This window comes from Oligoflexus sp. (assembly GCF_035712445.1).
Lineage (GTDB): Bacteria > Bdellovibrionota_B > Oligoflexia > Oligoflexales > Oligoflexaceae > Oligoflexus.
The window spans coordinates 1-26,955 of record NZ_DASTAT010000096.1 but is presented as its reverse complement, the minus strand read 5'-3'; the positions used below and the strand labels follow the sequence as shown (position 1 = coordinate 26,955).

Sequence of the window (26,955 nt, the reverse complement as noted above, 5' to 3'; positions counted from 1 at the left end):
CGGCGTTCACCATCCTCGCTGCAAGGAAGTTTAACCTGAAAGAGGGGTCCCGCTCCAGCTGAAGGAGCGGGGACTCATGCGATCAACCAGCCAGCTTGCTTTCCACGAGGGAAGATAGCTCACCGGGGCTATGGATATTCACGCGCTGATTGTTCAGGAAGAAGGTCGGTGTTCCGGTCACGCCGAGGCCATTGACGATCTCAGCTGTCTTCTTCACAAAATCCTTGGGCTCCTGAGTCTTCATGCAGGCTTCCCAGTCCGCCACGTTCAGACCTGCGCCTTCGGCGATGGGCTTCACTTTCGCCACATCGTAGGAATCGTTCATGCTGCCGACGGGCTTGCTGAAGGCCACATCATGATATTTCCAGAAGCCTTCCGTGCTCTGCTTGCTTGCACAGAAAGCGCCTTCGGCGATCGCGCCGCTCAGCTGAGTAGGACGCAGAGAGAAGTTCACCTGGACGAACTTGAGCTTGCCTTTCAGCTTCTCTTCGAGCTTTTTGATTTCAGGCTGCACTTCAGCACAGTGGGGGCAGAGGTAGTCGGAGACTTCGACCAGCACGTCCTTGCCGTCGCCGCGAGAGGGGAACATTTCCACAGGGATGCTCACGTTCGGCGAACCTGGCTCCTGGGCGAGGATCTTCAGCTTGCCCGACTTGGTCAAGCGATCCCATTCTTTTTGAAAGGTCTGCATCTTGCCCTGCTGAGCCATGAATTCCTTGATGCGTGGGGCGATCTGCTCATAGCTCATGCCCTGCACTTTATCTTTGTTCTGCTCATAGAATTCCTTGGCCTGCGCATCGGTTGGAGGCGTGAAGGTCAGGAGAGTATCGAGCTGGGGCAGTTTATCGAGAGTCGTGAATTTGCCTTGCTCCTTCGAAAGAGCGATGCGCATGGCGAACTCGCGGATCATGCCGAGCTTTTGATTGTGGGCTTCCATATCGGCTTGATAGATCGCGGTCTGCACTTGCGAAGGCAGCGACGCGGTATCATAGGTTTGGCCGTCATAGCTGAACCATGCGGTGTTTTGCGCAGGTGCCGCGCTGCTTGTCGCAGCTGGTGCGCCGGCTTTCTTCGTAGTGGCGCCTGCCATGTAACCCACAGCGCCGCCGATGCCGAGGCCACCGATTAGAACTGATACCAACAATCCAGAACTCATAGGTACGACTCCAAAATTAATGATAGGGGGCCCGCTGGTTGCAGCGGGTCAGCTGCCAGCCCCTTGAGCAGCGCTCATAGTAGCTCAAAAGACCAGGCCCGGCGACGGGAAATGCGGAAAATATGCGGTGAGTGAACGGAACGTCAGCTTTCCATCTGGACAAGAAGACGCCTGTCGCCGTACGCTGGCCAGCCCAACGGAGGCTCATACAAAATGGAAGTCATCGAACTCACATTGACGCCACAAGGGTGCCGCGAAGCCCTGGTGGCCCGGCTGGAGGAACTCGGTTTCACCGATTATATCGAAGGCAGCTGTGATCAGCTGGACGCGGATGATGGCGAAGAACAGGCCTGGGTGGACGCCTTTGAGCGAGGCGCGCTGGAACTGCCTCTGGTGATCTACAGTTATGACGAAAGCGTCATGCTGCAGCTCGTGTCGGACTTGAAGGCGCAATTTGGCCAGCAGCTCGATATTCAATGGCGGCGGATTGCTGATGCGATCTGGCAGACGGCGTGGGAGCCGGCCTTTGAGGCTTTGACGACGGAACGCTTTTTCATCAGCGACCATCAGGCGAAACAGGATCCGGGTTCACGTCAGCGCATACGTTTGGAAAGCGGGCTGGTCTTTGGATCGGGGCAGCATGCGACCACCCAGGCCATGGTCAGGCTCATGGAAAAAGTATGCGCGAAGCCTGCGCCGGGTTCCCGCTTTTTGGATGTGGGAACCGGCACGGGCGTGCTGGCTTTGGTTGCGCATTATCTGGGATATGCGGACCTCATGGGAACTGACATCGAGCCTGAGGCTTTGGCCGTGGCGCGGCGCAATCAAAGTTTGAATGCCGTGCCTTTTCCTTTGATCGAAGGCAGCCTGCCACCCGCGGATGAAGTCTTTGAGACGATTGCGTGCAATATTCTGCCGCCCACGCTGACCCATCTCCTGCCGGCTTTGCAGCAGCGTTTGAAAGCGGGTGGACTTTTGCTTCTGGCTGGTTTTCATGAAGCGAATGTGGAGCCGATCCTCCGCGCAGCGGCGGCTTTGGGCATGAAGGAAGCGCAGCGCATCGTGGAACGGGGCTGGATCGCCCTGGCTTTGACCCGCCAAGGCTTATAAAAATTCGATCTCGTCACTCCCGCTGTCTTCGGCGGGATGAACATTCGGCTGAATATTGGCCACCTGGGCCCAATCAAAGACCTGGATTTCCGTCGCGCAAAGAAGCTCCAGGTTTTCCGCTTTGAATACCCAGACATCGTAGAGCTGGTCGTCGGTATCGGTCTTGCCGAAAGGCGGCATCTCGACCATCGCGGGCTTCTGGTCGGGCAGGTTCACGATCAGATCGTCGGTCTTCATCACCGCGACCAGATCCGCCAGCCACACCTTGATCGCGCCGGCGGTCAGATTGCAGAATTCACGGATAAAGTCGTGAAAAATCCGCGCAGGCAATTCCTTGGTTCCGGGGTGCTTATAGAAATAGAGAGCCTTGGCGAGATCCACGGTGTAGTAGACCTTGAATTGAATGCGAATCGGCTCCGAGCTGACGACGATCTTCACGAGCCAGGTCTCATCAATATCGGATACCGTGGCCGGAGGCGGCAGCATTTCGGGGAGTGCGAATCCAGGCCCGAAGAGCCGATGCACGGACGCCGTGCGCACCCCTTCCTTCACCAATGCTGTGGTCTTGCTGTCACCCATGAGGCGTCATCCTTCTTCTAACACGGATTCAACTGGCCTTTGGAGCCCTGGCTTCAAGCTTTTTGATGCGAAGACTCAGAACAGCGTGAAAGCCATCGCTTTCCAGGATCTGCACCAGTTCGCGAGCGTCGGCAGAGACGGGCGCCGCCGGGGTCTGCTTGGCCACAGGTTGCTCCAGTCGCAATGTGTAACCGAGAGCCTGAATGTGGGCCTTGCTGCCAGCCAGCGTTCGATTGCTGATTTCAGCAACCCAATCCAGATAATCGCCGTTATCCAGAACTCCACCGTAGCGGCGTTCGGGATGTGTCTCATGAAGAAACTTCTTGTCCGCCATCACCACGAGCTGACCTTCGATCCCATCACCTGTCAATCCGATGGTAGCATGAAAGATCGGGTTTGCGAAAGGGACCTGATCCTGCGCACAGAGCGCTGGACGGAGGGGCTTTTTCAGGGCGATTTGAAACAGTTCCACAAAACGAATGTTCAGAATTTCAGCAAGCTTCGTTTCCAAGTCGCTCATCCGCCAGGACTCCCATGCTCAGGCGCAAAATTTTTCCAAAAGTGATTTCACCGAATTCGGCTGGGCGGGCTTCAGGATCCAACCCTTGATGCCAAACTCCTTGGCCTTGTTCAGAACGTCTTCGGCGGCTTCGCTGGTGAGCATGATCACCGGCGTATCCTTGTGATTGGCTTCCTTGCGCAAAGCCTCCAGGAATTCCAATCCATTCATTTCGGGCATATTGATGTCGCAGAAGATGAGACCAATATCCGTTCTGTTCCGCACCAGCTCCAGCCCGTAACGGCCGTTTTCCGCTTCGAAGGCCATTAATCCCAAATTATGCACGAGTCGCACGATTTCGCGACGTGCGGTTTTGGAATCATCGACAATCATCACCTTTTTGCTCATGAGTGTCCCTCGTTATCAACGTTCGCGAGCGCAGAACATACGGCATTTCTAACCACATAGTCATTGTAACAGGAAATTGATTCTGATTCGTGGGCTGGGCGAAATTTTCCTCTGCCGCGCGGATGAGCAACACCCATTAATTTTTTTTTCAAGGCACCGATCAGCCAAGGAGAAATTCGCACTGCAGTCAAAGGAAGTAGGAAATTCATTTGGTGCCTTGCCGCATAATCGTGAGAATTGCCTTCAGTCTGGGGATCTTGTTCTCCAGCCTCAAGGCCGCATGGGCCCAGACGGGTGTGCCCACTCTCGATCTGCGGGATGCAGAGGTGAGCTATGAGCAGGGCCTCGTGATCGCTCCCGACTGGGAGGTTTACTGGCATCAGTTCCTGAGCCCCGAGGATCTGCAATCGGGCAAGGGCCTCCTGAACGGAGTCCTCAATCAGAGCGTCTTCCAAAAGCTGGAAGGCGTGATGGTGCAGGGCAATCTTGAAAAATTCGGCTATGCGACATTCCGCAGTCGCGTGATCCTGCCTCCCTCGCCCCAGCCTCTGGTCTTAAATATGATGAAGATGCTGGTGCCGGCGAAGATCTGGATCGACGGGCGGCTGGCTTATGAGCACGGTCGGGTCAGTGCTGATCCCGATGAGGTGCAGGAAGTCTATATGCCGATCCGCATCGATCTTCAGCCGCGGCCCGAAGGCAACGAAATCATCGTGCAAATGGCCAATTATGATACGAACTTCATGGGCCTGCATCGCCCTCTGATCGTGACTGAAAAGAAAATCTATGAGATCAAGCAAAGGACGAGGTTGATCGCGGATTTCTTCCTGGTCGGCGCGGCGATCGTCATGAGCTTCTATCACTTCGCTCTCTTTCTGATCCGGCGGAGCGAGCCGGCCGCTCGCAACTTCGCCATCTTCTGTTTGATCGTGGCCATCCGCTCCCTGGTGATGTCGGACGGTTTTTTGGCTGTTTGGGCGGAACTCTTCGGCCCGATGAACGGCAACTGGGGGCATCGGATCGAGATGCTCGGCTTCAGCATGGGCGTGATCTTCTTCTATAGCTTCCTGGCGAACCTTTTCCCCAAGGAAGTTCCGAAATTTTTGACTGTGATCGTGATCTCGGCCAGCATCGCTTATACCCTCCTGATCGCCTTCTTCACGAGCAAGGTGCACCATACCCTTCTGAAGCCCTATCAGCTTTTGATCGTGACGGCCGGTTTCGTTGTCCTTTATTCCCTGGCTCTGGCTGTCAAACGGCGCCGTGAGGGGGCAGGGATTTTCGTCCTGGGCTTCATCGTGCTCTTTGGAGCGGTGATCAACGACATACTCCTGGCGAACCGTTTGATCAATAGCTTCGACATGGTGGCCCTGGGGCTCTTCTGCTTTGTCTTCTTCCAATCCGTGATCCTTTCCCGGCGCTTTGCCAAGGCCTTTGAACAGGTGAGCATCGCCGAAAAAGAAATCCGCACCCTGAACGATGACCTGGAGCTGAAGGTCATCGAAAGGACCCAGACCATCCGGACGATCCTGGATAACGTCCGCAGCGGCTTTTTGATGATTGATCAGGATTATTTAGTGCAGGAAGGCTTCACGCGATCCTGCTGGGAAATCCTCGGTCCCCAGGTGGCGCCGCGGGTGTCCTTTGCCGAACTCTTCGACCTTTCACCCCGCGAACGGGGGCTTTTGGAACTGTCCTTGAAGCAGGCGTTCGAGGACTCCCTGCCCGAAGACGTGGCGCTGGCCCAGATCCCCAATCGTTATACCCTGGGGCGCAAGGTCGTGGCCCTGCAGGGTTCGCTCGTTCGCAACAGCCTCGGCAAGCCGGAGTCGCTGCTTCTTTCCATATCCGACGCTTCGCAGCTGGTCAAAGCCGAGCAGGAATCGAGCAAGAATCGCTCCCTTCTGAAGATCATCAGCGAGAAGACCAGTTTCCGGGCGTTCCTGAAAGATTCTTTGGAATCCCTCGGCAGCTGCATGGATCTGATCGAAGAGCAAAAGCAGAAGGACGTCGCCCTCGTTTTGCATACGCTGAAGGGCAACTTCGCGCTCTATGGCTTGGAGCCGATCGCCAGTTTCATTCATGAGATCGAAGAGAAAAAGGTTCTGACCAAACTCGATATCAAGGCCATCATCCAAACCGTGGACGAATTCATTCAGCTGAATGGACCGATCCTCGGCCTGAACAGTGGATTGAGTCAGGAAGCGTACGAAATCAGCAGCCAGTCGCTGCAGAAGCTGGAAGTGGATCTGCAGAAGGCCAGCATCAACCGCAGCGCCATGCAGGTGGTCCAGGGTTGGTTGCGGGATGTTCGCATGGTGCCGGTACGGGAGCTTTTGGGGCCGATCGAAGCCAACGTTTCCCGAGTGGCCGAAGCCTTGGGCAAGCATGTGCATTTTGAAATGAAGGGCGCGGACCTGAAGGTGGATCCTGAACGCATGCGGCATCCTTTGAAAAACCTGATTCATGCTGTGGTCAATAGCATAGATCACGGTATTGAATATCCCGAGGAACGGGGCAGCAAGGATGGAACAGGCCGCGTGACCCTGACCTTTGCTTATGATGAGATGGCCTATCTGCGGGTCGATGTCACGGATGATGGCCGGGGTCTTGACCTGGACCTGATTCGCGTGCGCGCGCTGGAAAAAGGTTTGGTGACGCCCGAGCAGTTGGAGGCGATGGATGATACGGAAGTGCAGACCCTGATTTTCCGTCAGGGCTTCTCGACCAAGAGTGATGTTTCCGAATTTTCAGGCCGCGGCGTGGGCATCGCGGCCTTGGATAATGCGGTCAAATCCCTGGGTGGACAGATCCGCATCCGCAGCCTGGCCGGTCGCGGGACCACGATTGAAATCAGCATACCCACCGAGCAGACCCTGGCGCTCCTTACCGGTATCGCGTAAGCGCGCGGATCAGCCGGCGTCTCTTAACTTGCTTCAAGCTCAGCGCGACTATAGCCGTCATCTCTTGACTCGCTTCAAGCTCAGCTACAGCCGTCATCTCTTAACTCGCTTCAAGCGTCAGCGCAAATATTGCCGTCATCTCTTAACTCGCTTCAAGCGTCAGCGCGACTACAGCCGTCATCTCTTAACTCTCTTCAAACCTCAGTTTGTTTCTATTCTTCGTCGCCTTCCCCGGATCCACTATCCGGCCATTCATCACGATATAAGTGCCCGGCGGCAGCGTCTGCACGGCGATGATCGCGCAGCCGACGTTGAAGAAGGCATCGGAATTCCGAAGCTTCGCCGGGGCCATGGATCCTGTGAAGACGATGACGGCGTCCTTGATGGAGCTGAGTCGCTGGGCGGTCTTGATCATGGTATCCGTCCCATGCGTGATCAGAATGCGCCGCTCCGGACTTTGCGTGATGGCCTGGAAGATGGTGTCACGGTCGGCATCGGTCAGATCAAGGCTGTCCTTCCGGCATATTTGCTGAAGTTCATACTGCAGATCGACGTTGGCTTCCTCCAGAATCTGCACGATGGCAGGCTCGCCCACCTGATACTCGCTAAGAGCGTCAAAATAAACCTTGTCGATAGTTCCACCTGTGGTGATGATGCGGATCCGTTCAGCCATTCGCCTCTGTCCTTCCTCACTCAAAAACGAGCTTTTCGATTGAATTTACATGGTGCAAAAATTATGGTCCAGGCAAGTTAGCCTTCCAACGCATAAGGATTTGCCATGTACCATGCCTACCCCCACTATGTGATCAAAAATGTCGAACTTTGGACAGCAGAAGGCGTCGAAAAAGGCCGCGATGTTGAGGTGCATGAGGGCAGGGTGGTCAGTATCCATCCCAGCGCTGAATATGCCAGCCCCGTCACGATCATCGACGGCAGCGGACTTGTGCTGATGCCCGCCGGCGTCGATCCGCAGGTGCATTTAAGGGTGCCAGGGCAGGAACAAAAAGAAACGCCAGGAACAGGCCTGCTCGCAGCTTTGCGCGGCGGCGTGGCGGCGGTTTTGAGCATGCCGAACACCAAACCCGTGATCGACTCGGTCAAGGTTTGTGAGATGGCCGCCTTCGAACTGGATGAAGCGGAAAAACAAACGGGTGTGCGCGCCTATCTTTCGGCCGCTATCACGAGGGACCTCAAGGGTCAGGAAGCGGTTGACTATCAAGCCCTCGCCGAATGGGGCGTGAAAGCCTTCACCGATGATGGCGTCGGCGTCGTGAAAGATGAATTGATGGAGGCCGTGTTTCAGGCCAGTGCGGTCACAGGGCTGCCTGTTTTGCAGCATGCCGAGTATCCTGGACATGGAGGAGTCCTCGCGGCGGGCCCGGTTCAGGAAAAGATCGGATCCAAACCCTATCCGGCTGCGGCCGAGGCCGATATGGTGGCCCGCGATCTGAAGCTGCTCGCGAAATATCCGAAGGCCCGTTATCACGTCCTGCATGTGTCGGCGCATGAGACCCTGGAACTGGTGGCCGATGCCAAGCGTCGCGGGCTGCCGGTGACCTGCGAGGTGTCGCCGCATCATCTTTGGTTCAGCTCGCACGATATCGACGAGCACAACAGCGCTTTCAAAATGAATCCGCCGCTGCGCAGCCCCGAGGATCGCGAAGCCCTGCGCCAGGCTTTGAAAAGCGGTGTGGTGGACTTCGTGGCGACCGATCATGCGCCGCATGAATCCTCGGTCAAGACAGAAAACTTCAAGACCGCAGCCTTCGGCACGACCGGACTCGAAACGAGTCTGCGCGTTCTGCTCTCGCTTTGGAAAGAGGGCCTTTTGGAGCCAAAAGACGTGGTCCGCTGCTTTTCCAAAAAGCCGGCCGAATTCCTGGGGATCTCTGACGAATTCGGCTCGATCAAACCCGGGCTGCCTTTGAAAGCCGCGCTGGTGGACCCGCGTACCGAAGAAACCGTGAGCGAGGATGACCTTTATAGCCTTTCGAAGAACAATTGCTTTGTGGGACAAAAGCTTACAGGGCATGTCGAAGCCATGTTCCTGAGTGATCGCTTCTACCGCTTCCGCTGAGTTCATCAGTTTGATTAATGCAGAGCAGGCCTCTGCATTGATCCCTCTAATTCCTTGAATCCTTTGGCAAATTGAAAAAATAAATTGCGTCCGCTTAACCCGGGAGAAGCGCGAGGAAGATTCCGACTCCCTTGAGCCGGTCATAAACTGAACCGATAGTCATGCTATGACCGCCAGTCACGGAGTATGGGATGTCAGTGGCCTTGCGCAAAGATCGGGAGTTTCAAAGACGCGAGCAGGAAATCATTACTGCCGCCAAGAATCTTTTCATGACGCATGGGCCGGACCGCGTGAGCGTGGATCTGATCGTGCAGCAGGTCGGCATTGCCAAGGGCACCGTCTATCGTCACTTCCAGAGCAAGGACGATATCTTCGCCGTGATCTGCATCAACTACCTCGTGGACCTTTGCGAGCATCTTCGCAAGAACAATCTTAGTAAACCCATTTCCAGTCAAATCCGCTTTCTGGGTCGCACCTATTTGGAATATAGTCTAGGTGACCTGGAAGCCTATCGCCTTTATCGTGACCTCCGGCATCGGATCATTCCCGAGAAATTGGACGAGGGCATCCGCCAACGGCTTGCGGATCAATATTTGGAATTGAAAAAGCAGATTCTTTCCGTCATCGAACCGGGTATCGCGCAGGAAATACTGCCGGCCGCGGATCCGGAGCATCTTTTCGTCCTGGGGTTTGGGCTGTTGGACGGCACCCTGGACACGCTTCTGCAAGGACCCTTTGATGTGCGCCTGCGTAACCCGGAAGCCTTCCTACGCATGGCCCAGGATGTCCTGACCCGAGCCATCACGCAAATCTAACGAAAAAGTCAAAGGGGAGCCTTGTCATGAATATGGGACTGAAAATCTTGCTGCTTCACTGGATTATGATCGGCTGCGCGTCCACGCCCAAGCCGGTCGTCAAGAAAAAGGTGGGAACCGCCGCGCCTGCTGGAAAGACAGTCAAGGGCACTGCTCCGGCCAGGCCCGCAGCCGTCAAACCTGCCCCGCCTCCCCCTGCGGAAGAGGAAGAGGTTCATGAAGAAGAAGACGATCAGTATTCACGCATGAAAAAGTATTATAAGAAGTGATCAGCCGGTGACGCGTCCCTTCCAGCTGTCAAGGTCTGTGACCTCATCAATGAAGTCCTGATCCACCAGAACCGCCATATTCAAAAGCACAATGACCTGCTGACCCGCACGGGCCAAACCAAGGATGGGCGAAGACTGACTCTGCTGCACAAGGGACGGCGGGGCTTCGATCTGAGCCTGGCTAAGGGGCAGCACCGAGGCCACCGAATCGACGATCGCAGCCACCTGCCCCTGCTTGCCATCGACGACGATCACACAGGTTTCCCGGCTATAAGCCTGCACCGGCAAATCAAATTTACGCCTGAGATCCACGACCGGAATCATCTTGTCGCGCAGATTGATCACGCCCGCCACGGCTTCCGGAGCCTGGGGCACCGGGGTGATTTCAGGGAGCTGATTGATCTCGCGCACCACCTGGATGGGAATGCCAAAGAGCTGCTGGTTCAAGGTAAACGTAAGATACTGGCCTTCGTGCGGCGCGCGATCTTTATTCATAGCTTAAAACCCTGCTGTTGAGCTGATCCGGGCCGCCGGCTCATCACCGTCGTCATCTCCGAAGGGTATAACGGATTCGGCATGGGATTTGGTTTTCATAGCGCTTTGAGTCGCTGCTGGACCCTTGCTCAGAGGGCGCGCGGGTGGTCTTTTGAGTTGGGTGACGTTCGAAGGTTTTCTGTCGCCTGATCGAGGCCCGGCTGGCGGCCCGTGCTTCGCGGAAGGCGCGGACCGGCTGCGGGCTCCTGTCACCACATTCGATAGATCATGAACCATCGACTGAAGACTCGTGGCCTGAGCGTTCATTTCTTCCGATGACGAGGCCACTTCTTCCGAAGCCGCAGCGTTGCGCTGTGTGGCCTGATCTATTTCATTCATGGCCTTGGAAATCTGGGAAAGACCGGACGACTGTTCCTTGCTGGCCGCGGCGATCTCGTTATTCAGATCGGCCACCTTGCGAACGGAAGCCAGAATGCTCTGCAGAACCTGGCCGCTGCGATCGGCGATCCTGGTGCCGCGATCTATTTTCTCGACGTTGTCGCGGATCAGCCCGGTGATTTCCTTGGCGGCCGTCCCGCTGCGCTGGGCGAGATTCCGTACAGCTTCCGCCACGACGGCGAAACCCTTGCCCTGCTCGCCCGCACGGGCCGCTTCCACCGCGGCATTGAGGGCCAGAAGGTTGGTTTGGAAGGCGATATCGTCGATGACCGTGATGATCTCTTCAATTTTCTTGCTGCTCTGATTGATCTCGCTTATCGCACCGATCAGATTATGCACTTCGGACTCGCCGTCTTTGGCAATGCGGCTGCTGTTCTGGGCCAGGGATGCCGCTTCCCCTGCGTTTTCAGCATTATTGCGCACCATGCTGGTCAGTTCCTCCAGCGAGGATACGGTTTCCTGAAGCGAGGAAGCCACCTGCGTGGCACCGGAAGAGAGGTCCTGACTCGCAGCCGAAAGTTGAGCCGACACGGTGTCGACCGAACTGCCAGACTTTTCGATATTTTCGCTGATCTGACGCAAGCGACGGCTCAGGCTGAGAGCAAAGAGGCCCGAACCCACAAGGCATAAGGCCAGCACCACGCCACTGATCAAAAAGAAGCGCTGTTTGGAAGCCGTGATGCGACCGAGCACGACATCTTCTTTGATGCGCATCAGGAGAATCCAGCCTAAATCATCCAAAAATCGCTTGTCCGTGAGCGATGTGTAAGCGTTGAGCTGCAACTCGCCCGTGCGGCTACTGGCAGCGATCAAAGTTCCTTCTTCACCCCTTGAAGCCGCCAGGGCCGCGGGATGCTTGGCGGTTATCAGATTGGATTTGAAGAGGGAGCTATCGAAATCTCGGACGACGTCATCACCCGCATTCTGCACGGAAGGATCATAGTCGACGACGAGTTCGCCTTTTTTGTTCAGCAGGATGAATTGGGTCGCGGACATGCCGTCCTTCTTCAAATCTTCATAGATGTCGACGAAGCGATCTTCGATCCAGCGGAGGCTGCTGCGGCTGGTCATGACGGCGATCATTTTTCCATTGGCATCGCGCACAGGCGTAGAAAAGCTCATGCCGATCTGCTTTTTGCGATAGGCGGCCGACGAGATGGGATCCAGCATGATGTCTTCCACGAAGACGCCCGTGAAGCCTTTTTTGCTGTCTTCGCTGAAGCGTTCATTGATGACGTTCGTGAACCAGGGGGCATTCGCATAGTTCTGCTTCGCGACGTCCGCCAGAGCCTGGGCATCAAGAGGATTATTCCTGGGATCGACGCTGTTGGTGGCGATCACCTGGCCATTCATATCGACGACCATGATCAGGTCGTAGACGGCATAGATGCTCGTATAACCATTCAGGACCTTGGTGATTTCCTGGCTATTTTTGGTTTGGATCACGCTATTCAAAGCCCAGGCCTGGACGTCGCCGTAGCGTTCGAAGAACTGAGCGCCCAGCTTGGATTCCATCTGGTGGACGAACTGATACCAGTTGCGATTAATCTTGTCCTCTTCGCTGGCGGACGTCTCCAGGAAAGAATAAAGGCAGGCCAGGAACATGATGATCAAAGACCCACTGCCGATGCCTAAGAGCTTGCTGGTGAGGCTCGCAGAGCGCATGGTCGTCTTCCCTTTGCCTGAAGTGAATGTAATCGTTGTCCGTATCGGACTTGGGATCAGAAACCTAAGAGGTGCATCTTTTGGCTTTTTTGGAATTTTCGAAAAAGGAAGGGAAACGCGATCCTCATGCCGAGGATTGGGAGGATGGCTGCGACGCCCGCTCTGGTAAACGCTATACTGGAAAGAGACTTACGTTTCCACGCCTGGAGGCGGTTGATGAGCGATTCGAGGAATCTTCCCCACGGGGAATTCTTTCAGAGCCTGAGTGCCGACGAAAAAGGCTATCATAAGCTGGCCGCATGGCTGAAAGCGCACGCGGGCATTCATATGCCGCCCACTCCGAAAAATTTCACCCTCATGGCCTCGCGCCTGTCCAAAATCATGGGGACGCTGGGGCTTTCATCCTATGCGGACGTTCACCAGCGGCTGGAGAAGGGTGACGTCAAAGTCCAGAAGGCCTTTATCGAAGCCTTGACCACCAATAAGACCGAGTTTTTCCGGGAAGCCCATCACTTCAAAGTCCTGCCGCGCATCGTCCAGGACATCCTGCAGAAAAAATCCGAGCTGCGCCTTTGGTGTGCCGCGGCCAGTCGCGGGCATGAACCTTACACCATACTCTTCACGCTTTTGGAAGCCGGCTTTCATCCCCTGAAACATGGGCTGAAGTTCCTGGCGAGTGATATAGATCAGAGCGTGCTTGAAATCGCCTCGAAAGGCGTCTACGCGGCCGATGAACTGGGCGATGTGCCCATTCCCATCCGGGATCGCTACATGGTGAAGATGCGCGAGAGCGCCAAGGGCGAACGCTGGAAGGTTCGGGATGAATTGCGCCAGCTCATGACCTTCGCCTGCTTTAATCTGGTGGAATTCCCTTATCCCTTCCAGCATAAATTCGACATCATTTTCTGTCGGAATGTGCTTATATACTTTGATCGCGCGACCGTCGTGCGCGTGAAAGAAAACCTGGCCCAGGTCCTGGCTCCCGATGGTTATCTCTTCATCGGTCATTCCGAAACCGGATCAGGGCGGGTGGCGAGCCTTCAAGCGATCGAAACAGCCGTCTTCAAAAAGCTGGAGGAAGCATCCTGATGCCGCGACGTATTCGATGCCTGATCGTGGACGATTCCGCCGTGATCCGTTCGGTACTGCAGCGCATGCTCAGCAGTGATCCCGAGATCGAAGTCGTAGGCTCGGCGCCTGATCCTTATGTAGCCCGCGAAAAACTCGTGGAGCTGAAGCCTGATGTCATGACGCTGGATATTGAAATGCCGCGCATGGACGGTCTGACGTTTTTGGAAAAGGTCATGGCCGCGATGCCGACCCGCACGCTCATCATTTCGAGTCTCGCCAAGCAGCAATCGGAGATGGCGCTCAGGGCTTTGGAGGCCGGTGCCATTGATGTGCTCGCCAAGCCTGCGATTGATGTGACAGATGCGCTGCAGGGCATGCGGGAAGAACTTGTGACCCGGGTGAAGGCTGTGGCCCAGGCCCAGCTCCATATGCCGTGCGCGGTCCCGCAGCCGAAGACGAAAGTGCCTCTTCAAACCCGCGCCCTCGGACAGACCACGCATCAGATCCTGGCCATCGCCGCCTCGACGGGCGGCACGGAGGCCCTGAAGGTGGTCCTGAGCAACCTGCCACCGGATCTTCCCGGCACTGTGATCGTGCAGCATATGCCGCCGGTTTTCACGAGAACATTTGCCACGAATCTAAGCAGGATCTGCGATTTCGAAGTGAAAGAGGCCGAGGAAGGGGACCGGGTGAAGCCTGGACTCGTGCTGATCGCCCCAGGTAACTATCACATGGAGCTTACGCGCAGCGGTGCCTACTACTATGTGAAGCTGAATCAGAATCCGCCTGAACATGGCGTCAGGCCCGCAGCGGACGTCTTGATGCGTTCGGTCGCGAAATACGCGGGAAAGAATGCGGTGGGGGTTGTGCTCACGGGCATGGGACGCGATGGGGCGCAGGGTCTTTTGGAAATGCATCGCGCGGGATCTTATAACATAGCCCAGGATGAAAGCACATCGGTGGTCTACGGTATGCCCAAGGTTGCATGGGAGGCCGGGGGCATCGACAAGGTTCTGCCCCTTGGCGATATTGCCCCGCATTTGATCCGCGAGTTTCAAAAGCGCGATGTTGCAGCCAGTTGAAATTCGGCCGCTCGCCTTCAACCCGTCTGAAGGACTTTCCGGTTGCGCAGCTGCATGATGCAGCCCGGCATGTCCGTGACGCTCAGAATGTAATCCGCGGCACCCTTTTCAATCGCGGCGGCCGGCGTGGCGTTGAATGAACACTCGTCCGGATTCTGAACGATCGTGACACCGCCTGTTTCCCGAATCTTCAGAAGGCCCGCGATGCCGTCCGCGCTGAAGCTGCTCAGGAGTATGCCGCATACGGCGCCGTTTGCAGCTTCGGCGGCTGATTGAAACAGTTTCTCGGACGAAGGTTTCTGACCGAAGAAAGGCCCGCCTTTTTCCAGTCGCGCGACCAGTCCGCCCGCAGGCGTGCGATGAATCGTGACATGACTGTCGGCCGTGGCGAAGTATACTTTCCCCATCGAAAGCGGCGTTTCTTCCAGGCGCAGAATCTGCAGTTCCACCCGGCAGGTCGGCTGCAGTCTTTGCGTGAAGGTTCCAATGAAGCTGGAAATCGTGGACGCGGAAACCACGACGGGTGGCGTATCGGACGCGAGGCCGCGGATCATGGCCGCAAGGGGATCCGAGCAGCCTACGTTGCCACCCACTGTGATCAAGCGCAGGGCATTCGAGGGCATGCCGCTGTCCAGGATCGGACGGGCTGCAGCTGGTGCTTTCAAGCTGACCTGCGGTGTTTTCAATTGGGCCGTGGAGGCCGCCACGATTTTTTGGATCAGGATCTCGCCCAGCTCGGAAAGCAGAGCCGGATCATACTGCGAAGGCTTCTGCACGAATTCCACCGCGCCCAGCTCCAGCGCTTTTTGCGCCGCCTCACCGTCAGCGCCGAGCGACGAGACCATGACGACGGGCATCGGATGATGCTTCATCAGTTTTTCCAGGAATGCCACACCATTCATCCGCGGCATTTCAATATCCAGCGTGATGACATCCGGTTTCAACGCGATGATTTTTTCCCGCGCATCGAAGGGATCTATCGCCGCGCCCACCACTTCAATGTGGGCGCTCTGCGAAAGAGCCTTGGTGAAAAGGGTGCGCACGGTGGCCGAATCGTCCACGATCAAAACCTTGATGCGTTCCCGTGGGCGAACCAGGGTGGCGCCCGAGAGAGTGTCGCCCTCGCGAGGGCCTTCCGAAAAACGGTGATCGACTGTGAAATTGCTGGTATCCATGGTGATAAGCCGTCCTTTATTGCCGCCGGTATTGGTTTCGATGATAGGAATGTTGAGTTTTTTCAGCTGAGCGTGAGCCTCTTCGATATTGCGGTCCCCAATGTTGCCATCCAGGCGATTCAGATGGTTGACGACATTGCCACCGCCAAAGACCTTGGCCTGGATGTGTTCCCGCTGGGCGCCGAGTTCCACCATTTTTTCCAAAAGCTCGGGTATGGCGAAGCTTCCGTAGCGAGCGGAAGGCACCGCGCCTGGGGTCGGGACGGGCAGCAGGTAATGGCAAAGGCCGCCGACGCGGGTGCGCGGGTCCCAGAAGGCGACGCTTACGCAGGAACCCAGGATCGTTTTGATCCGGGCCGCTTCCCGGCATGCTGTCAGCTGACCTGGGTAAACGAAGACCTCACTCATGCTGGAATCACCTCCCGCATTTTCACGAACAGAACCGAGCGATTCTGAAAATGTGAAACGTGCGATATAGCTTTTTGAATCGAGTTCTCCGGACTGAGGGGCGTGATCTGCTCGTCGAATTCATCGAGCGACGCCACCTGCTTCACATCATCCACATTGAAGCAGAACGTGCGGCGATCCACTTCGCAGACGACCATGCAGCGCTTTTTATTGGAATCGGTGTCGACGTTTTCTTCCTTGGCATGCAGGACATGGGAAACATCAACGACAGGGCAGACCATGCCGCGCACCGTGACAAGACCACGAATGCCGGGTCTTTGCGCGGGCAGGGCTTTCTCGTTGCGCTGCTCCAGAATCTCCCGGACCTGGTGAATCGGCAGGGCATACTGCTGGGATCCCAGCATGCAGATCAGATAATGGGACGCAAGGTGACTCTCCGTGCTGGCCGGTAAAGGAGCCGGTGCTGAAGCAGGTTTCCCAGCTACGGGCGCTGCTGCTGCCGCAGAAGCCGGAAGAGGCTCGCCTGGCGCGGGTGCGACAGCCACAGGAGCAGCCTGGGGCCTGGCCGGTGAAGATGCGGGTGCGGACTCATCGAAGAGGCCCCAGGAGCCATCCGAAGCCGGGGCTTGCGACGGGGTCACGAGAGGCGCGAGCTGCGCGCTGGCTTTGGCGAGTTGCACCAGGCGATAGTTCACGCGGCTCCGCAGTTCGTTGTCATCCTCTTGATCCATGAAGACGAAGAAATTGGAAAGTTCGCAAACCACATCGGACCAAAGACCTTTCAGAGATCCCAGCTGATCGATGAAAACCGGATCCGCGATCCAGTTCTGAAGGATCGTGCTGATATCAGAGAGGCAATCGAAAAGGCCCTGCAAACCAGCTTCGGTGGCCAGGGCCTGCACAGCGGTCAGTTCCTTGATGATCACCCGCAGGCCATCAGTTCCCCTCTCGAATTCCTGCAGGGTCACTTCACGCAGGCGGTCAATGATCGCATCGCTTTGCGCCAGGACGTTCTTCGGCTTGTCTTGTTTTGATTCCATGACTTTCTCCTAAGCCGCCTGCGACGTAACAGGATGGTTGCTATGCTGCGATACCAGTTTCAAAAAATCCTCGGATGACACCATATAAGCCAGCTGATCGCCCGGCAGATGCGAAGTGCCTTTGAATCCCGGGATGACCTGCGTGATGCGATCGAAAGGCCGAACCACGGCTTCGAGCTGATCCTTCACTTCATCAATGCGGAGGGCGATGCAGCTGTCTTTATGCATGATCACGACCACGAGTTCGCCGGACGTGACATCAATTCTTTGGCGATTGATGCTTTCAGGCTCGATCAGCTGCTGATAGGTGGTGATGGGTATGGCTTTGCCGTTATGCTCCATCATCCAGAAGGGTTTGATATAAGTGAAATCAAGGTCCTGAATGGGTTTGATTTCGCTGATGCAGCTCAGAGGTATGGCGATCAGAATATCGCTCGATGTCGCGACAATGGACTGTTCCACCATGATGGACTTGGGAACGGGCACCTGGATGGTCAAGGTCGTGCCCTTGCCTTTCACGGAATCAAAACGCGCTGTGCCGCCGAGCGAAGTCACCGCGGTTTTCACGACGTCCATCCCAACGCCGCGACCGGAAAGATCGGAGACGACTTCCGCTGTGGAAAAACCGGGAAGGAAGAGCAGTTCGAAAATCTCCTGATCGCTCATGCGGGAGCTGTCCTGGGTCACGAGTCCTTTGGAAAAGGCCTTGGCATGGATGCGATCGCGATCAAGACCGGCGCCATCGTCTTCGACCCGCAGGGTGATCATGTCCCCGGTCTGCGAAGCCACCATGCGCACCTTGCCGACCGCGGGCTTGCCCTTGCTGCGCCGCGCCTCGACTGATTCGATCCCATGATCGCAGGCGTTCCGCACGACATGCACGAGCGAGGCCGAGAGGGATTTGGCTATGGTCTTATCAACCTGGAGTTCAAGCCCTTCGGTTTCATAGGTCACATCTTTCTTCAGATCCTGGGCGATCCCCCGAACCATGCGGGGGAATTTGGCGAAGGCCTTGTGCAGGGAAACTTTGCGGATGTCCATGATCTGCGTCTGCAGGTCATCGGTCAGCTTGGAAAGGGCCTTGTTCATATCTTCCAGACCATCATCGGAACTCAGATGCGCGACGCGCTGCTTGACGAAGCCATAGAAGATATTTTTAAAGGCAACCAGTTCGCCGGCCAGTTCCATGAAGTGATCAAGCTTTTCATTCGATACGGTGACGCCTTCGTCCACGTCCTCTTTTTTCTCAGCTTTTGGGGCGGCGCGTTTTTCCTGGTTCAGAGGCTGGGCCTTGGCTGTTTTGCCAGACAGAACCTCTTTGAATTGCTGGATCAGCGGCTTGACGTTCGGGCTTTCACTGCTGCTCTCAATAGCATCGATACATTGCTTCAGGACATCGCTGCTGGTCAGCATCAGGTCCACCAGGACTTTATCCAGGATCAGATGCCCGTCTTTGATAGCAGTCAGAACATTTTCAAAGGAGTGCGCCAGCTCCGAAGTCGCCTGGCCGCCAGCCACGGCCGCGGCACTGCCCTTCAGAGTGTGGATCTTGCGGAAGACCTTATTGATCTCGGCCTTGTCATTCGGGTCGGTTTCAATCAGGAGTATGCTCTCATCCAAGGTGCCGAGGATGCTGTGAGCCTCTTCGATGAAAAGGGCGCGTATGGTTTCGAGTTCAAAGCGTTCCTGTTTGATCTGATCTTCGCGCTTCTGGGCATAACCGCGAATCAGTTCCATGAGTTTCTGATAATCCAAAGGCTTATCGGCGAAGTCCGTGACGCCGGACCGTACGCCGCTCAGAACAGCCGCCCTGTCCGTATAGGCTGACAGTATGATGAAGGGAAGCTGCGTTTTGGTCTGCCTCACTTCGCGGCAGAACTCCAGGCCATCCATCTCGGGCATGCGGTAGTCGGAGAGTATGAGGAAAATCCTGTGCTCCTGAAGGCGAGTCAAGCCCTCGACGCCGTTGGACGCCGTGACGACCTCATAGCCACTCGCTTCGATATGATCCCTGATCATATCAATCAGTTCGCCGTCGTCTTCAACGAGGAGGATTTTTTCTCTGACTTTTTCCTGGCTCATGGCTTGTCCCATTGACTGCAAAGGTAACCGACGAAAAAAAGCAGAACTATCGAGGTGTTCGGAGGGAAGGGCGGGGAACTTAAACCTGTTTTGTTTTTCGGCGCTAGGAAAATTCGCTCAATAATCCGGAGGATCGGACGATAAGATTTCCGGAGGCATTCGCCCTCGATTCCCCATCCCTCGTATCAAGCGTCAAATTCCCGTCACCATGAGTCCCTTTTCAATAAGCCGAATCAATCGGTCTTTTAAGTAAAGATTTCTGCCTTATATTTCGGCATGAAGCACCGACAAAGCGAGAGCCGCTCTCTATTGATATAAAGGTTTTCATGGGTCTTTTTCGTCCAGGACAGACGCTTGATAACGGTGCGATCGAGATTATCGATCAGCTGGGGGCGGGCGGTTTTGGCGAAGTTTACCTGGGACTCTGGCGCAAGCCGGAAGGTCATCAGCGCATTGCCATCAAATGTTTTAACACCACGGGCATGAGCCAGCACAATCTGATGGCCGCTCAGCTTCTGCATCGCGAAAGCGTTCTGATTGGTGCCCTGGACCATCCCGGTGCGGTCAAGATCCTGGCTGCAGCGATGGAAGGGTCCATCCCCTATCTGATCGAAGAGTATCTGCCTGGGAAAGATCTTGCCCACCTCCTGGCCGAGCGCCTTGCGGGGAAGCATCGCCCCGTGCTCAATCCCTTGGAGATTTTGAAACTGGGCATGCAGATGGCCAAGGCTCTTGAGACCGTGCATGGCAAGGGCATCTTCCATGGCGATCTGAAACCGAGCAATATTTGCTTCCGTGATGAAGAACGCACCGAGGTGGTGCTGGTGGACTTTGGTCACGGAGGCTTTTACGATAGCCAGCTTTTGGAGCAGAATGTTGCAGCGACGCTGGCTTATCTCCCTCCCGAGCGTACCGGCTTTGTCAAGCTGGCCGGGAATGCGGCCAGTGACCTTTATTCGCTGGGCATCACTCTTTATGAAGCCGCCACAGGCGAGCCACCGTTCCGCTCCAAGGTCGGGCGCGAGCTGATCGCCATGTTGCTGAGCGAAGTGCCCAAGCCCTTGTCCCAGATCTTTCCTGAATTTCCAGAGGCCCTGAGCGATATCATTCAAAAGCTTCTGCGCAAAAATCCAGATGAACGCTATCACTCGGCCTTTGGGCTTTTCTCGGACTTCGAGCGCTGTCGTGATGCCCTGCAAAGCCAAAAGAATCTTCGCAGCTTCGCCCTTGGGACCAAGGATAAGCTCCGTGAACTCAACTACAAGATTCCGATGGTTGGCCGCCAGCGCGAGCTTGATATCCTGAATGCGAGTCTGGTCGAAACTTTGAAAGGGCAGGGCTCCTGCTATTTTATCGGGGCTCCTTCGGGGGTGGGCAAATCAAGGCTGGCGCATGAAATGATGCATCGCGGCCGCAGTCAGCAGCTCGTGGTCATGGCGGCGAAGTTCTCGGAGTTTGAGCGCAACCTTCCGCTCAGCGCCTTCTCGCTGATGCTGATGGAACATGCCTACACCATCCAAAGTCATGCGCCCCCGCTGCGGGAAAGCTGGATGCGGCAGGTGAAGCAGCGCCTCGGGCCCCGTGGTCAACTTCTGGCCAAGCGCTTTGCTTTCTATGAAGGCATACTGCCGAGCTTTCCTCCGCTTCAGTTCGAGGATATCGAGGATGAAAGTCATGTGTTTCATGCGACGCTGGCTGAATTTTTGACCCTGCTCTATCCGGAGGGGGCGGGGCTCGTCATCCTCCTTGATGACCTGCAGTGGGCCGATTGGCAAAGCCTCGCCGTCGTGCGGGAACTTTGTCTTTTGGGTCTGCGCGAAGGCATGGGCTCCACTCTTTTCCTGGGAACCTACCGCAGCAACGAGGTGGATGAACGGCATCCGCTTCACTATCAGGTTCTTCAGGAACTGCCGCAGAAACAGCAGATCGACCTGGGACCTTTGAGTCGCCAGGAATCCGATGAGCTCGTGCATCATCTTCTGGATGAAAGCGGCCCGGAAATCAGCCGCCTTCAGGAAGCGACCTACCAGCTGACGGCGGGGAATCCCTTTCATATTTATGAATATCTGAAATCGGCGATCGCCTCGAGCGTCTTTGACTTTGATGAACAGACCAAGACCTGGTCGTTCAGCGCCGAACGCGCCAAGCAAAGCGGGCTGACTCAGGGCGTGGCGGGCCTGGTGGCGGAACGCATCAAACGCCTGACCGGGCTGAGCCGCGATCTGATTCTGGCGGCGAGCGTAGCGGGCAACAGTGTCAGCCTTGAGTCCCTGACGTCGCTGCTCCGTAACCTTTACCCGGACCTTTCCGAGGATCCGGTCGCATGGCGAAGGCAATTGGAATTGGCCTGCGATGAACTCGTTCACAAGCATTTGATTCTGCCGCATGATCGGAAGCTCATCTTCTTCCATGACAAGATTCGCGAGGCCGCCTATGAGCAGGTGGACCTCGACACGCGCCGTGAATATCATCGTGCCTATGGATACTGGCTGAGCTTGAATCTTTTGGATCCCGAGACTCACGGGACCACGCAGAAAGATTATTTTGAAGCCGCCTTTCACATCATGGAAGGCAATGCGAAGCAGGATGCGCCTTTGAATCGGCGTCTTCTCTTTAAAGCCGCCAGGGCCGCAGCCGCGGTCTATGCCTACAGCAAGGCGCGCGAGTTCCTTCGCTTCGCCTCGGATCTTTTCCCCGAAGATTTTGATCAGGACCCGGAATTGATTCAGGAGTGGGTGGCCCTGCATGAACTCTGGGCTGACCTTCTGGCTGTTTCAGAGCAGATTGATGATGCGCTGAAACTCTATGATCAGGTTCTGCGGCATGTCGATGATCCTGTGCAGAGAGCACAGATTTATGCCCGCAAAACCGAGTATAACCTTACCATGTTCCGCTACAAGGATTCCCTGGACTCGGTCATGGCAGGGCTCAAGGCGCTCGATGAAAAAATCGTGACCAGGGAGTGGCATGCCTGGCTCTATATCTTTGCGACCATGCCCTTTCTGACTCTTTATGCGATCTGGTTTCATTTCTTCGGCAAGCAGACCAAGGAAATCGCCAACGAGCGGGAACGCATCCTGCTTCATCTCCGCATCAAGCTCGAAATCCCCTTTTATTTCAGCTATCCGATGATAGCCATCGCCAACGTGATCCCGGTGACCTTCCGCATCCTCGCGTATAAGGACAATCCCTATCGAGCGACGGTCTTCGCTTATTGGGGCATCGCGCTCGCGCCCTTTGGCTTCGATCGGCTGGCCCGCTCCTTTCTAAGTCGGGGCGCTGATTACTTTGATCGCACCAATAATCCCGTGGACAAGGGCTTTATTCTCTTCTGCTGGGGCTACGTCCATGATTTCATGCTGGGCAATCTGAAATCAGCCCAGACGCGCTTGACCGAAGCTGTCAAAACTCTGACGCCGGTGGGCGAATCCTTCTGGCGTTCGCTGAGCCTTATGGCCTTGATTCATATAGATCAGTATGGGGGCGAGAACGGTCAGGCGAAGCAGCTGACGTCGGAGCTGGTTGAACTCTGGAAACGCATACGCTATACGCCGACGCCTTTGGGCTGCTGTCTTCGGGTCTATCTGCAGGATAAACGCGAGGATCAGATGAATCAACTGATCCAGGATACCTTCAACGCCAAAAATGAAATCCGGCGCGAGGGCTTTGATTCCATTGATACGGTGTTCGCCTGCGTCGCGCCCGGGGAAATTTACTTTCTGCGCGAGGATTATCAGGCCGCCGATCCTTTGTTCCGGGAAGCCTTTGCCAGCACGGTCAAACACGGGCATCGAGCGGCTTATTCCCTGCTCACGCCGGTGCTTTATGCCTGGAACCTGACGCGCATGAAGCGACCGGGTCGTGCGTTCGTCATTTTGCTTCTTTGCTGGCTCAATCAGCTTTTGCGGGCCCGGGTCTTTTACGCCCAGACTCTATATGCGACGGGCGAATGGCTCCATGTTTTAGGGTTCCGCATGCTGGGACGCTGGGTCATTCAAAAAGGCATTCGCTGGGCCTTCCAGCGCGGCTGGCTGATCATCGTCGCCGAGGGCCGGAAACTTCTGGGACGCCTGCAGACCGAATACGCCGCGGATCTGGCCGAAGTGAACCTGCAGCTGGCCCGTGATTATTATGCCGAGCGCGATCAGGCCTTTTCCATGGAACAGTGCGATGCCCTGCTTTCCATCTGCCGCTTTACGATGCGCGATAATTTGCCTTCGCAGCAGCTTTCGCAGCGTTCGCGCACCATGCAGGGGCAAAGAGCGCCTCTGCTCCGGCAGCGTCTCGAAAGTCATGCGCTCCTCGAAATCTTTTTGAAATTGAGCGTCCTGACCGGACGCGAGGAATTGCTGGACGCTTTGCTCGAAGCCCTCTGTGTCTGCACGGGCGCCGAACTTGGCCTTGTGTTTCTGAAAAGCAAGGAAGGCTGGGAGCCGACATCAGCTCGAAACCTTGATCTGAAAATGCTGAGCGAGCACGGCTACTATAAATTGGGAATCGATCGGGCCTTCCTTGAACACTGCTGGGATCAAGGACTGGACGCCGCACGGATCCGGCCTCCGCAGTGGCAGAAGAACGAGCAGCTGAGCCGCGGCTCGGTCCTGGTGCTGCCACTCGTTTATCGGAAAGCTGTGTACGGATACTGCTACCTTGCCAACAGCCAGATCTATGATCTGTTCGACAGCCGCAGCATGGAAACGGTCGCTCCGCTCTGCGCCCAGGCGGCCATTGCCCTGCAAAACCTGCAGTTGATCACGGAAACTCAGGAAAAAGTGAAGCTCGATGCCGAGATGATGGCGGCCCGCGCGATGCAGGAATCGCTCCTGCCGCATCATCAGACGCTGCCGGGCCTTCAGCTGTCGACTTACTATAAGTCCGCCTCGCAAACCGGCGGCGACTGGCTGGGCTATTTCTATCATGAGCCCTTGGAAACAGCCTTCGTCTGCATCGGGGATGTGACCGGGCATGGAATTCCCTCGGCCTTGATCACGGGCGTAGTCTGCGGTGCTGTGTACGCGAGCGAATTCTGGCTTGGACAGAGCACGGGCCATTCCATTCTGGAAAGGCTTCAGTTTTTGGCCCGCGCTGTGAATGAAACAGTGTGCCGGACGGGAACGCGCTCCGGCTGCTTCATGACCATGTGCTTTTTAGCGATAGATCGAAGGAACGGCACCATCCATGTTTTGAATGCGGGCCATAATCTTCCTTATCTGATTCAGGGGAACTCGATTCGCATCCTGAAAAGTCGCGGCAATCGCCTCGGGCACACGCAAGATCCGCAGTTCACCGTGCATAGCCAAAGCTGGTCGCGCGGCGATCGAATCTTCCTTTATACCGATGGGCTCGTGGAAAACCAGGGTCCGGGCGGTCAAATCCTGAAAACAAGGCACTTGGAACGGGTTCTGGTCCGGGACTGTGCTTTGGATGAGCTGCAAAAATCCATCCTGGCAACCGCCGAAAAAGTCTGGCAGGAACATCCGCCCGACGATGACGTGAGCTTTTTGCTTCTGGAATGGCCGGAAGAGGAAGCTGAAGAGATGAAATCAGTGGGGTGAAGAGAGCCGTGAGCGCTCCTGCGGCCGGGCCGCAGGGAGCTCACGGGAGCTATTAGCAGCGTCTCCAGGTCAGGCCCCAAACTTGGGTGATTTGACCGTCGATGGAGTCGTTGGTGATCAGGCCCTGAGCGTTAGGATACGCGCGGGAGTTGGTGTTCGATACGCGGATCGAAGTGTTGATGTTCAGAGCGCGCTCAACACCGCAAGGCGACCAAACGGCCGAAGCGATACCAACTTTGTCGTTGTAAACATAATCGGACTCATAAGGACCGTAGTTGCTGGACGAGAAGGTGCCGGTTTTGCCTTGGCCTTCCAGGAAGTAAGTAGCGGAATGGTCAGCCTTGATGCCTTTATCAAGAGCCATGAAACCACGGTAGAAGAAGCTACCGATCGAATATTGCCAGCCAGCAGGAACGTCGAGGACGATCGTGGCCACGCAGTTCTTACGACCAGACGACAGCGAGATGCCAGGGCCGACTTCAGCGACGAATTCAGAGAAGGTCAAGGTGAAAGCGGTTTTGTCTTCCGACACGTTCTTGGCAACGGTGCCGAGCGGACAGCCAGTGCCGTTGTACTGGATTTTTTTGATGGTGATGGGCTCAGAAGGAACGGGGAAACGTTCTTGAGCTTGCGCTGCAGCGCCCATGACCAGGAGTGGGGCAACAAACTTAACGATGCTTCCAAAAACTTTCATAATACTAACCTCTCATGAAACTGTTGGTTGAGGAGCTTTCCTTAGGTCAACACTAACGCGCGTTCCAGAAAAGTGTCTATGAAAAATATATGAAGTGGTCTGTCGGCTGGAGGCTCACGGAACACTGCTTTTTCCGGGAAAAAATGCAAAAAGGCCCAACAGAAATTTCAAAGCGAGCGAATCCTTCGGCAAGCAGTTCATGCGGACGAGATCTTAGCGAATCTTAGTTCGTCTCATCGCATCTTCTTACACAAAAAGGTCCCGTTTTTCGCTTTAAATCCTTGCTGTTCAAGCCTTTCGAGCAAATCAGGGGTCGGTCTTCAAATGCTTTCCCTTGAAATCCCTTTCCTTGTTGCACGATGCGGGCCAGCGCTATCGGGAGCCCCGGGACCTTTTCGCGGCGTCAGGATTACAGAACACAAAATATTCTGAACTTTGTTTCGAAAAAAGTTTCAATAATTGTCGGGGGAAAAACCCCAATAGGGCGGATCGAGCGGGGCTCCCGAAGGATTTTCTTAAGTTTAATGGCTGGTTGGACGAAGAACTCCGTAAGGAAGAGGATGCCATGAAACCGACGTTTTGCCAATGCTGTGAGCGTGTTTACGAGGTCCCCGAAGACTATCTGAAGGGCACTTCGAAATTTCGTGTTTGTCCCAAGGGATTCCTTTGGTTCGAATGCTCGTGCGGGAGCGGTTTGGTCCTTAAAAAGGGAGAATACGAATGGTATTCTCCGACCCTGCACATGAGCGAGGCTGCGGCCACGATCTTCAAGAACGTCCAGGAGATTCGCAATATCCCCTTGGTCCCGACTGCGATCATGGCGCTCCAGACCACGATCTCCGATGAAAAATCCTCGTCCGCGGATATCAAGAAGGCCTTGCGCCAGACCCCGAACATCGCCATGGGCGTCCTGCGCATTGCCAATAACCTGCGCGCGTCGTCGGTCCCCGAGTTCACCAACCTGGAACACGCCATCAGTTTTGTGGGCCGCAAGACCCTTAACGAACTGATTCTGACGGAAACGCTCCAGGAATTTGATTTTAAAACCAACTTCTTCGCCAAGGATGCCTACTGGCAGGAATCCATCCTGACCGGTAAAATCTGTGAGTACATCGCCGAGCATTATGCCCGGCATATTTCGAAAGACGAGGCGTATATCGCGGGCTGTCTTTGCAATATCGGCAAAGTGGTGTCCGCCATCTGCTTTCCGAACGTGACCGATGACGTGGCCCGGCAAACGGTGAACCCACGGCGGCCCCGGACCTGGCTGCAGGGCGAGGATAATATCCGGGCCTATTCGCACGTCACGCTCGGTGAGATCGCGGCTTCACTTTGGGGTTTTCCGGACTATGTGGTCCATGCTATTTCTTATCATCATTCGCCGCCGGACAAAGTTACCGATCTGCCCACGGATGTCCTGGATTTCATGGATGA

20 protein-coding genes are annotated in these 26,955 nt (G+C 55.7%); 9 read left to right on the top strand and 11 right to left on the bottom strand.

The window, feature by feature from the left end; genetic code table 11:
* Positions 1–82: 82 nt before the first annotated feature.
* On the bottom strand, positions 83–1,156 hold the full coding sequence (locus VFO10_RS20940) for a DsbA family protein (RefSeq protein ID WP_325143855.1): 1,074 nt from the start codon (positions 1,154–1,156) through the stop codon (positions 83–85).
* A gap of 213 nt (positions 1,157–1,369) precedes the next feature.
* Between VFO10_RS20940 and VFO10_RS20935 the strand changes: the two genes are divergently transcribed.
* A complete protein-coding gene (locus VFO10_RS20935) occupies positions 1,370–2,266 on the top strand; it encodes a 50S ribosomal protein L11 methyltransferase (protein WP_325143852.1) in 897 nt (298 codons plus the stop codon).
* On the opposite strand, the gene VFO10_RS20930 is transcribed toward VFO10_RS20935, so the two are convergent.
* The 3 genes from VFO10_RS20930 to VFO10_RS20920 are packed head-to-tail and all read right to left on the bottom strand — an operon-like array spanning position 2,261 to position 3,752.
* Complete coding sequence (locus VFO10_RS20930) at positions 2,261–2,845, bottom strand: hypothetical protein (RefSeq protein ID WP_325143850.1); 585 nt, start codon at positions 2,843–2,845, stop codon at positions 2,261–2,263. The genes VFO10_RS20935 and VFO10_RS20930 overlap by 6 nt on opposite strands.
* A 28-nt stretch (positions 2,846–2,873) precedes the next feature.
* Complete coding sequence (locus VFO10_RS20925) at positions 2,874–3,365, bottom strand: hypothetical protein (protein ID WP_325143848.1); 492 nt, start codon at positions 3,363–3,365, stop codon at positions 2,874–2,876.
* Between the two features lie 18 nt (positions 3,366–3,383).
* Positions 3,384–3,752: a response regulator gene (locus VFO10_RS20920; protein WP_325143846.1), complete on the bottom strand. Its 369-nt coding sequence runs from the start codon at positions 3,750–3,752 to the stop codon at positions 3,384–3,386.
* A 257-nt stretch (positions 3,753–4,009) separates the two neighbouring features.
* On the opposite strand from VFO10_RS20920, the gene VFO10_RS20915 reads away from it, so the two are divergent.
* Positions 4,010–6,655, top strand: coding sequence for a 7TM diverse intracellular signaling domain-containing protein (locus tag VFO10_RS20915; RefSeq protein WP_325143844.1), 2,646 nt, complete (start codon positions 4,010–4,012; stop codon positions 6,653–6,655).
* A 184-nt stretch (positions 6,656–6,839) separates the two neighbouring features.
* On the opposite strand, the gene VFO10_RS20910 is transcribed toward VFO10_RS20915, so the two are convergent.
* Positions 6,840–7,328, bottom strand: a complete 489-nt coding sequence (locus VFO10_RS20910; protein ID WP_325143842.1) for an asparaginase domain-containing protein — start codon at positions 7,326–7,328, stop codon at positions 6,840–6,842.
* 105 nt (positions 7,329–7,433) lie between these two features.
* Here VFO10_RS20910 and VFO10_RS20905 point away from each other — a divergent pair, with 105 nt between their 5' ends.
* The 3 genes from VFO10_RS20905 (at position 7,434) to VFO10_RS20895 (ending at position 9,816) form a co-directional block, all read left to right on the top strand.
* On the top strand, positions 7,434–8,732 hold the full coding sequence (locus VFO10_RS20905) for a dihydroorotase (protein WP_325143840.1): 1,299 nt from the start codon (positions 7,434–7,436) through the stop codon (positions 8,730–8,732).
* 191 nt (positions 8,733–8,923) lie between these two features.
* Entirely contained in the window at positions 8,924–9,547 is a 624-nt protein-coding gene (locus tag VFO10_RS20900; RefSeq protein ID WP_325143838.1) for a TetR/AcrR family transcriptional regulator, read from the top strand.
* 26 nt (positions 9,548–9,573) lie between these two features.
* Positions 9,574–9,816, top strand: coding sequence for a hypothetical protein (locus VFO10_RS20895; RefSeq protein ID WP_325143837.1), 243 nt, complete (start codon positions 9,574–9,576; stop codon positions 9,814–9,816).
* Here VFO10_RS20895 and VFO10_RS20890 read toward each other — a convergent pair whose 3' ends face one another.
* Together VFO10_RS20890 and VFO10_RS20885 are read right to left on the bottom strand one after the other, a co-directional pair.
* Entirely contained in the window at positions 9,817–10,311 is a 495-nt protein-coding gene (locus VFO10_RS20890; RefSeq protein ID WP_325143836.1) for a chemotaxis protein CheW, read from the bottom strand. It lies immediately after the preceding gene.
* Positions 10,312–10,314: 3 nt separating this feature from the next.
* The gene (locus VFO10_RS20885; protein WP_325143833.1) at positions 10,315–12,414 is read right to left on the bottom strand and encodes a methyl-accepting chemotaxis protein; all 2,100 of its coding nucleotides are present in this window, start codon (positions 12,412–12,414) and stop codon (positions 10,315–10,317) included.
* 216 nt (positions 12,415–12,630) lie between these two features.
* Between VFO10_RS20885 and VFO10_RS20880 the strand changes: the two genes are divergently transcribed.
* Both VFO10_RS20880 and VFO10_RS20875 read left to right on the top strand, forming a co-directional pair.
* The gene (locus VFO10_RS20880; protein ID WP_325143831.1) at positions 12,631–13,503 is read left to right on the top strand and encodes a protein-glutamate O-methyltransferase CheR; all 873 of its coding nucleotides are present in this window, start codon (positions 12,631–12,633) and stop codon (positions 13,501–13,503) included.
* The gene (locus VFO10_RS20875; protein ID WP_325143829.1) at positions 13,503–14,567 is read left to right on the top strand and encodes a chemotaxis response regulator protein-glutamate methylesterase; all 1,065 of its coding nucleotides are present in this window, start codon (positions 13,503–13,505) and stop codon (positions 14,565–14,567) included. The genes VFO10_RS20880 and VFO10_RS20875 overlap by 1 nt, the downstream gene beginning before the upstream one ends.
* Positions 14,568–14,584: 17 nt before the next feature.
* On the opposite strand, the gene VFO10_RS20870 is transcribed toward VFO10_RS20875, so the two are convergent.
* From VFO10_RS20870 to VFO10_RS20860, 3 genes are read right to left on the bottom strand one after another with little or no spacing between them, the layout of a single operon-like run.
* Complete coding sequence (locus VFO10_RS20870; RefSeq protein WP_325143827.1) at positions 14,585–16,150, bottom strand: chemotaxis protein CheB; 1,566 nt, start codon at positions 16,148–16,150, stop codon at positions 14,585–14,587.
* Positions 16,147–17,190, bottom strand: coding sequence for a chemotaxis protein CheW (locus tag VFO10_RS20865; RefSeq protein ID WP_325143825.1), 1,044 nt, complete (start codon positions 17,188–17,190; stop codon positions 16,147–16,149). Before VFO10_RS20865 ends, VFO10_RS20870 begins: the two co-directional genes overlap by 4 nt.
* 9 nt (positions 17,191–17,199) lie before the next feature.
* Positions 17,200–19,272 (bottom strand): response regulator, encoded by a 2,073-nt coding sequence (locus VFO10_RS20860; protein ID WP_325143823.1) that lies wholly within the window; start codon positions 19,270–19,272, stop codon positions 17,200–17,202.
* A 326-nt stretch (positions 19,273–19,598) separates the two neighbouring features.
* On the opposite strand from VFO10_RS20860, the gene VFO10_RS20855 reads away from it, so the two are divergent.
* On the top strand, positions 19,599–24,827 hold the full coding sequence (locus tag VFO10_RS20855) for a trifunctional serine/threonine-protein kinase/ATP-binding protein/SpoIIE family protein phosphatase (RefSeq protein WP_325143821.1): 5,229 nt from the start codon (positions 19,599–19,601) through the stop codon (positions 24,825–24,827).
* A gap of 52 nt (positions 24,828–24,879) precedes the next feature.
* Here VFO10_RS20855 and VFO10_RS20850 read toward each other — a convergent pair whose 3' ends face one another.
* Complete coding sequence (locus VFO10_RS20850) at positions 24,880–25,521, bottom strand: DUF4360 domain-containing protein (RefSeq protein WP_325143819.1); 642 nt, start codon at positions 25,519–25,521, stop codon at positions 24,880–24,882.
* 565 nt (positions 25,522–26,086) lie between these two features.
* On the opposite strand from VFO10_RS20850, the gene VFO10_RS20845 reads away from it, so the two are divergent.
* Positions 26,087–26,955: HDOD domain-containing protein (locus VFO10_RS20845; RefSeq protein ID WP_325143818.1), on the top strand; the 869-nt coding region annotated here is incomplete at its 3' end.

What these genes read in the sequence shown, in the direction of transcription:
- VFO10_RS20940 (WP_325143855.1), bottom strand. Translation starts at nt 1,156, where the DNA reads ATGAGTTCTGGATTGTTGGTATCAGTTCTAATCGGTGGCCTCGGCATC.
- VFO10_RS20935 (WP_325143852.1), top strand. Translation starts at nt 1,370, where the DNA reads ATGGAAGTCATCGAACTCACATTGACGCCACAAGGGTGCCGCGAAGCC.
- VFO10_RS20930 (WP_325143850.1), bottom strand. Translation starts at nt 2,845, where the DNA reads ATGGGTGACAGCAAGACCACAGCATTGGTGAAGGAAGGGGTGCGCACG.
- VFO10_RS20925 (WP_325143848.1), bottom strand. Translation starts at nt 3,365, where the DNA reads ATGAGCGACTTGGAAACGAAGCTTGCTGAAATTCTGAACATTCGTTTT.
- VFO10_RS20920 (WP_325143846.1), bottom strand. Translation starts at nt 3,752, where the DNA reads ATGAGCAAAAAGGTGATGATTGTCGATGATTCCAAAACCGCACGTCGC.
- VFO10_RS20910 (WP_325143842.1), bottom strand. Translation starts at nt 7,328, where the DNA reads ATGGCTGAACGGATCCGCATCATCACCACAGGTGGAACTATCGACAAG.
- VFO10_RS20905 (WP_325143840.1), top strand. Translation starts at nt 7,434, where the DNA reads ATGTACCATGCCTACCCCCACTATGTGATCAAAAATGTCGAACTTTGG.
- VFO10_RS20900 (WP_325143838.1), top strand. Translation starts at nt 8,924, where the DNA reads ATGTCAGTGGCCTTGCGCAAAGATCGGGAGTTTCAAAGACGCGAGCAG.
- VFO10_RS20895 (WP_325143837.1), top strand. Translation starts at nt 9,574, where the DNA reads ATGAATATGGGACTGAAAATCTTGCTGCTTCACTGGATTATGATCGGC.
- VFO10_RS20890 (WP_325143836.1), bottom strand. Translation starts at nt 10,311, where the DNA reads ATGAATAAAGATCGCGCGCCGCACGAAGGCCAGTATCTTACGTTTACC.
- VFO10_RS20885 (WP_325143833.1), bottom strand. Translation starts at nt 12,414, where the DNA reads ATGCGCTCTGCGAGCCTCACCAGCAAGCTCTTAGGCATCGGCAGTGGG.
- VFO10_RS20880 (WP_325143831.1), top strand. Translation starts at nt 12,631, where the DNA reads ATGAGCGATTCGAGGAATCTTCCCCACGGGGAATTCTTTCAGAGCCTG.
- VFO10_RS20875 (WP_325143829.1), top strand. Translation starts at nt 13,503, where the DNA reads ATGCCGCGACGTATTCGATGCCTGATCGTGGACGATTCCGCCGTGATC.
- VFO10_RS20870 (WP_325143827.1), bottom strand. Translation starts at nt 16,150, where the DNA reads ATGAGTGAGGTCTTCGTTTACCCAGGTCAGCTGACAGCATGCCGGGAA.
- VFO10_RS20865 (WP_325143825.1), bottom strand. Translation starts at nt 17,190, where the DNA reads ATGGAATCAAAACAAGACAAGCCGAAGAACGTCCTGGCGCAAAGCGAT.
- VFO10_RS20860 (WP_325143823.1), bottom strand. Translation starts at nt 19,272, where the DNA reads ATGAGCCAGGAAAAAGTCAGAGAAAAAATCCTCCTCGTTGAAGACGAC.
- VFO10_RS20855 (WP_325143821.1), top strand. Translation starts at nt 19,599, where the DNA reads ATGGGTCTTTTTCGTCCAGGACAGACGCTTGATAACGGTGCGATCGAG.
- VFO10_RS20850 (WP_325143819.1), bottom strand. Translation starts at nt 25,521, where the DNA reads ATGAAAGTTTTTGGAAGCATCGTTAAGTTTGTTGCCCCACTCCTGGTC.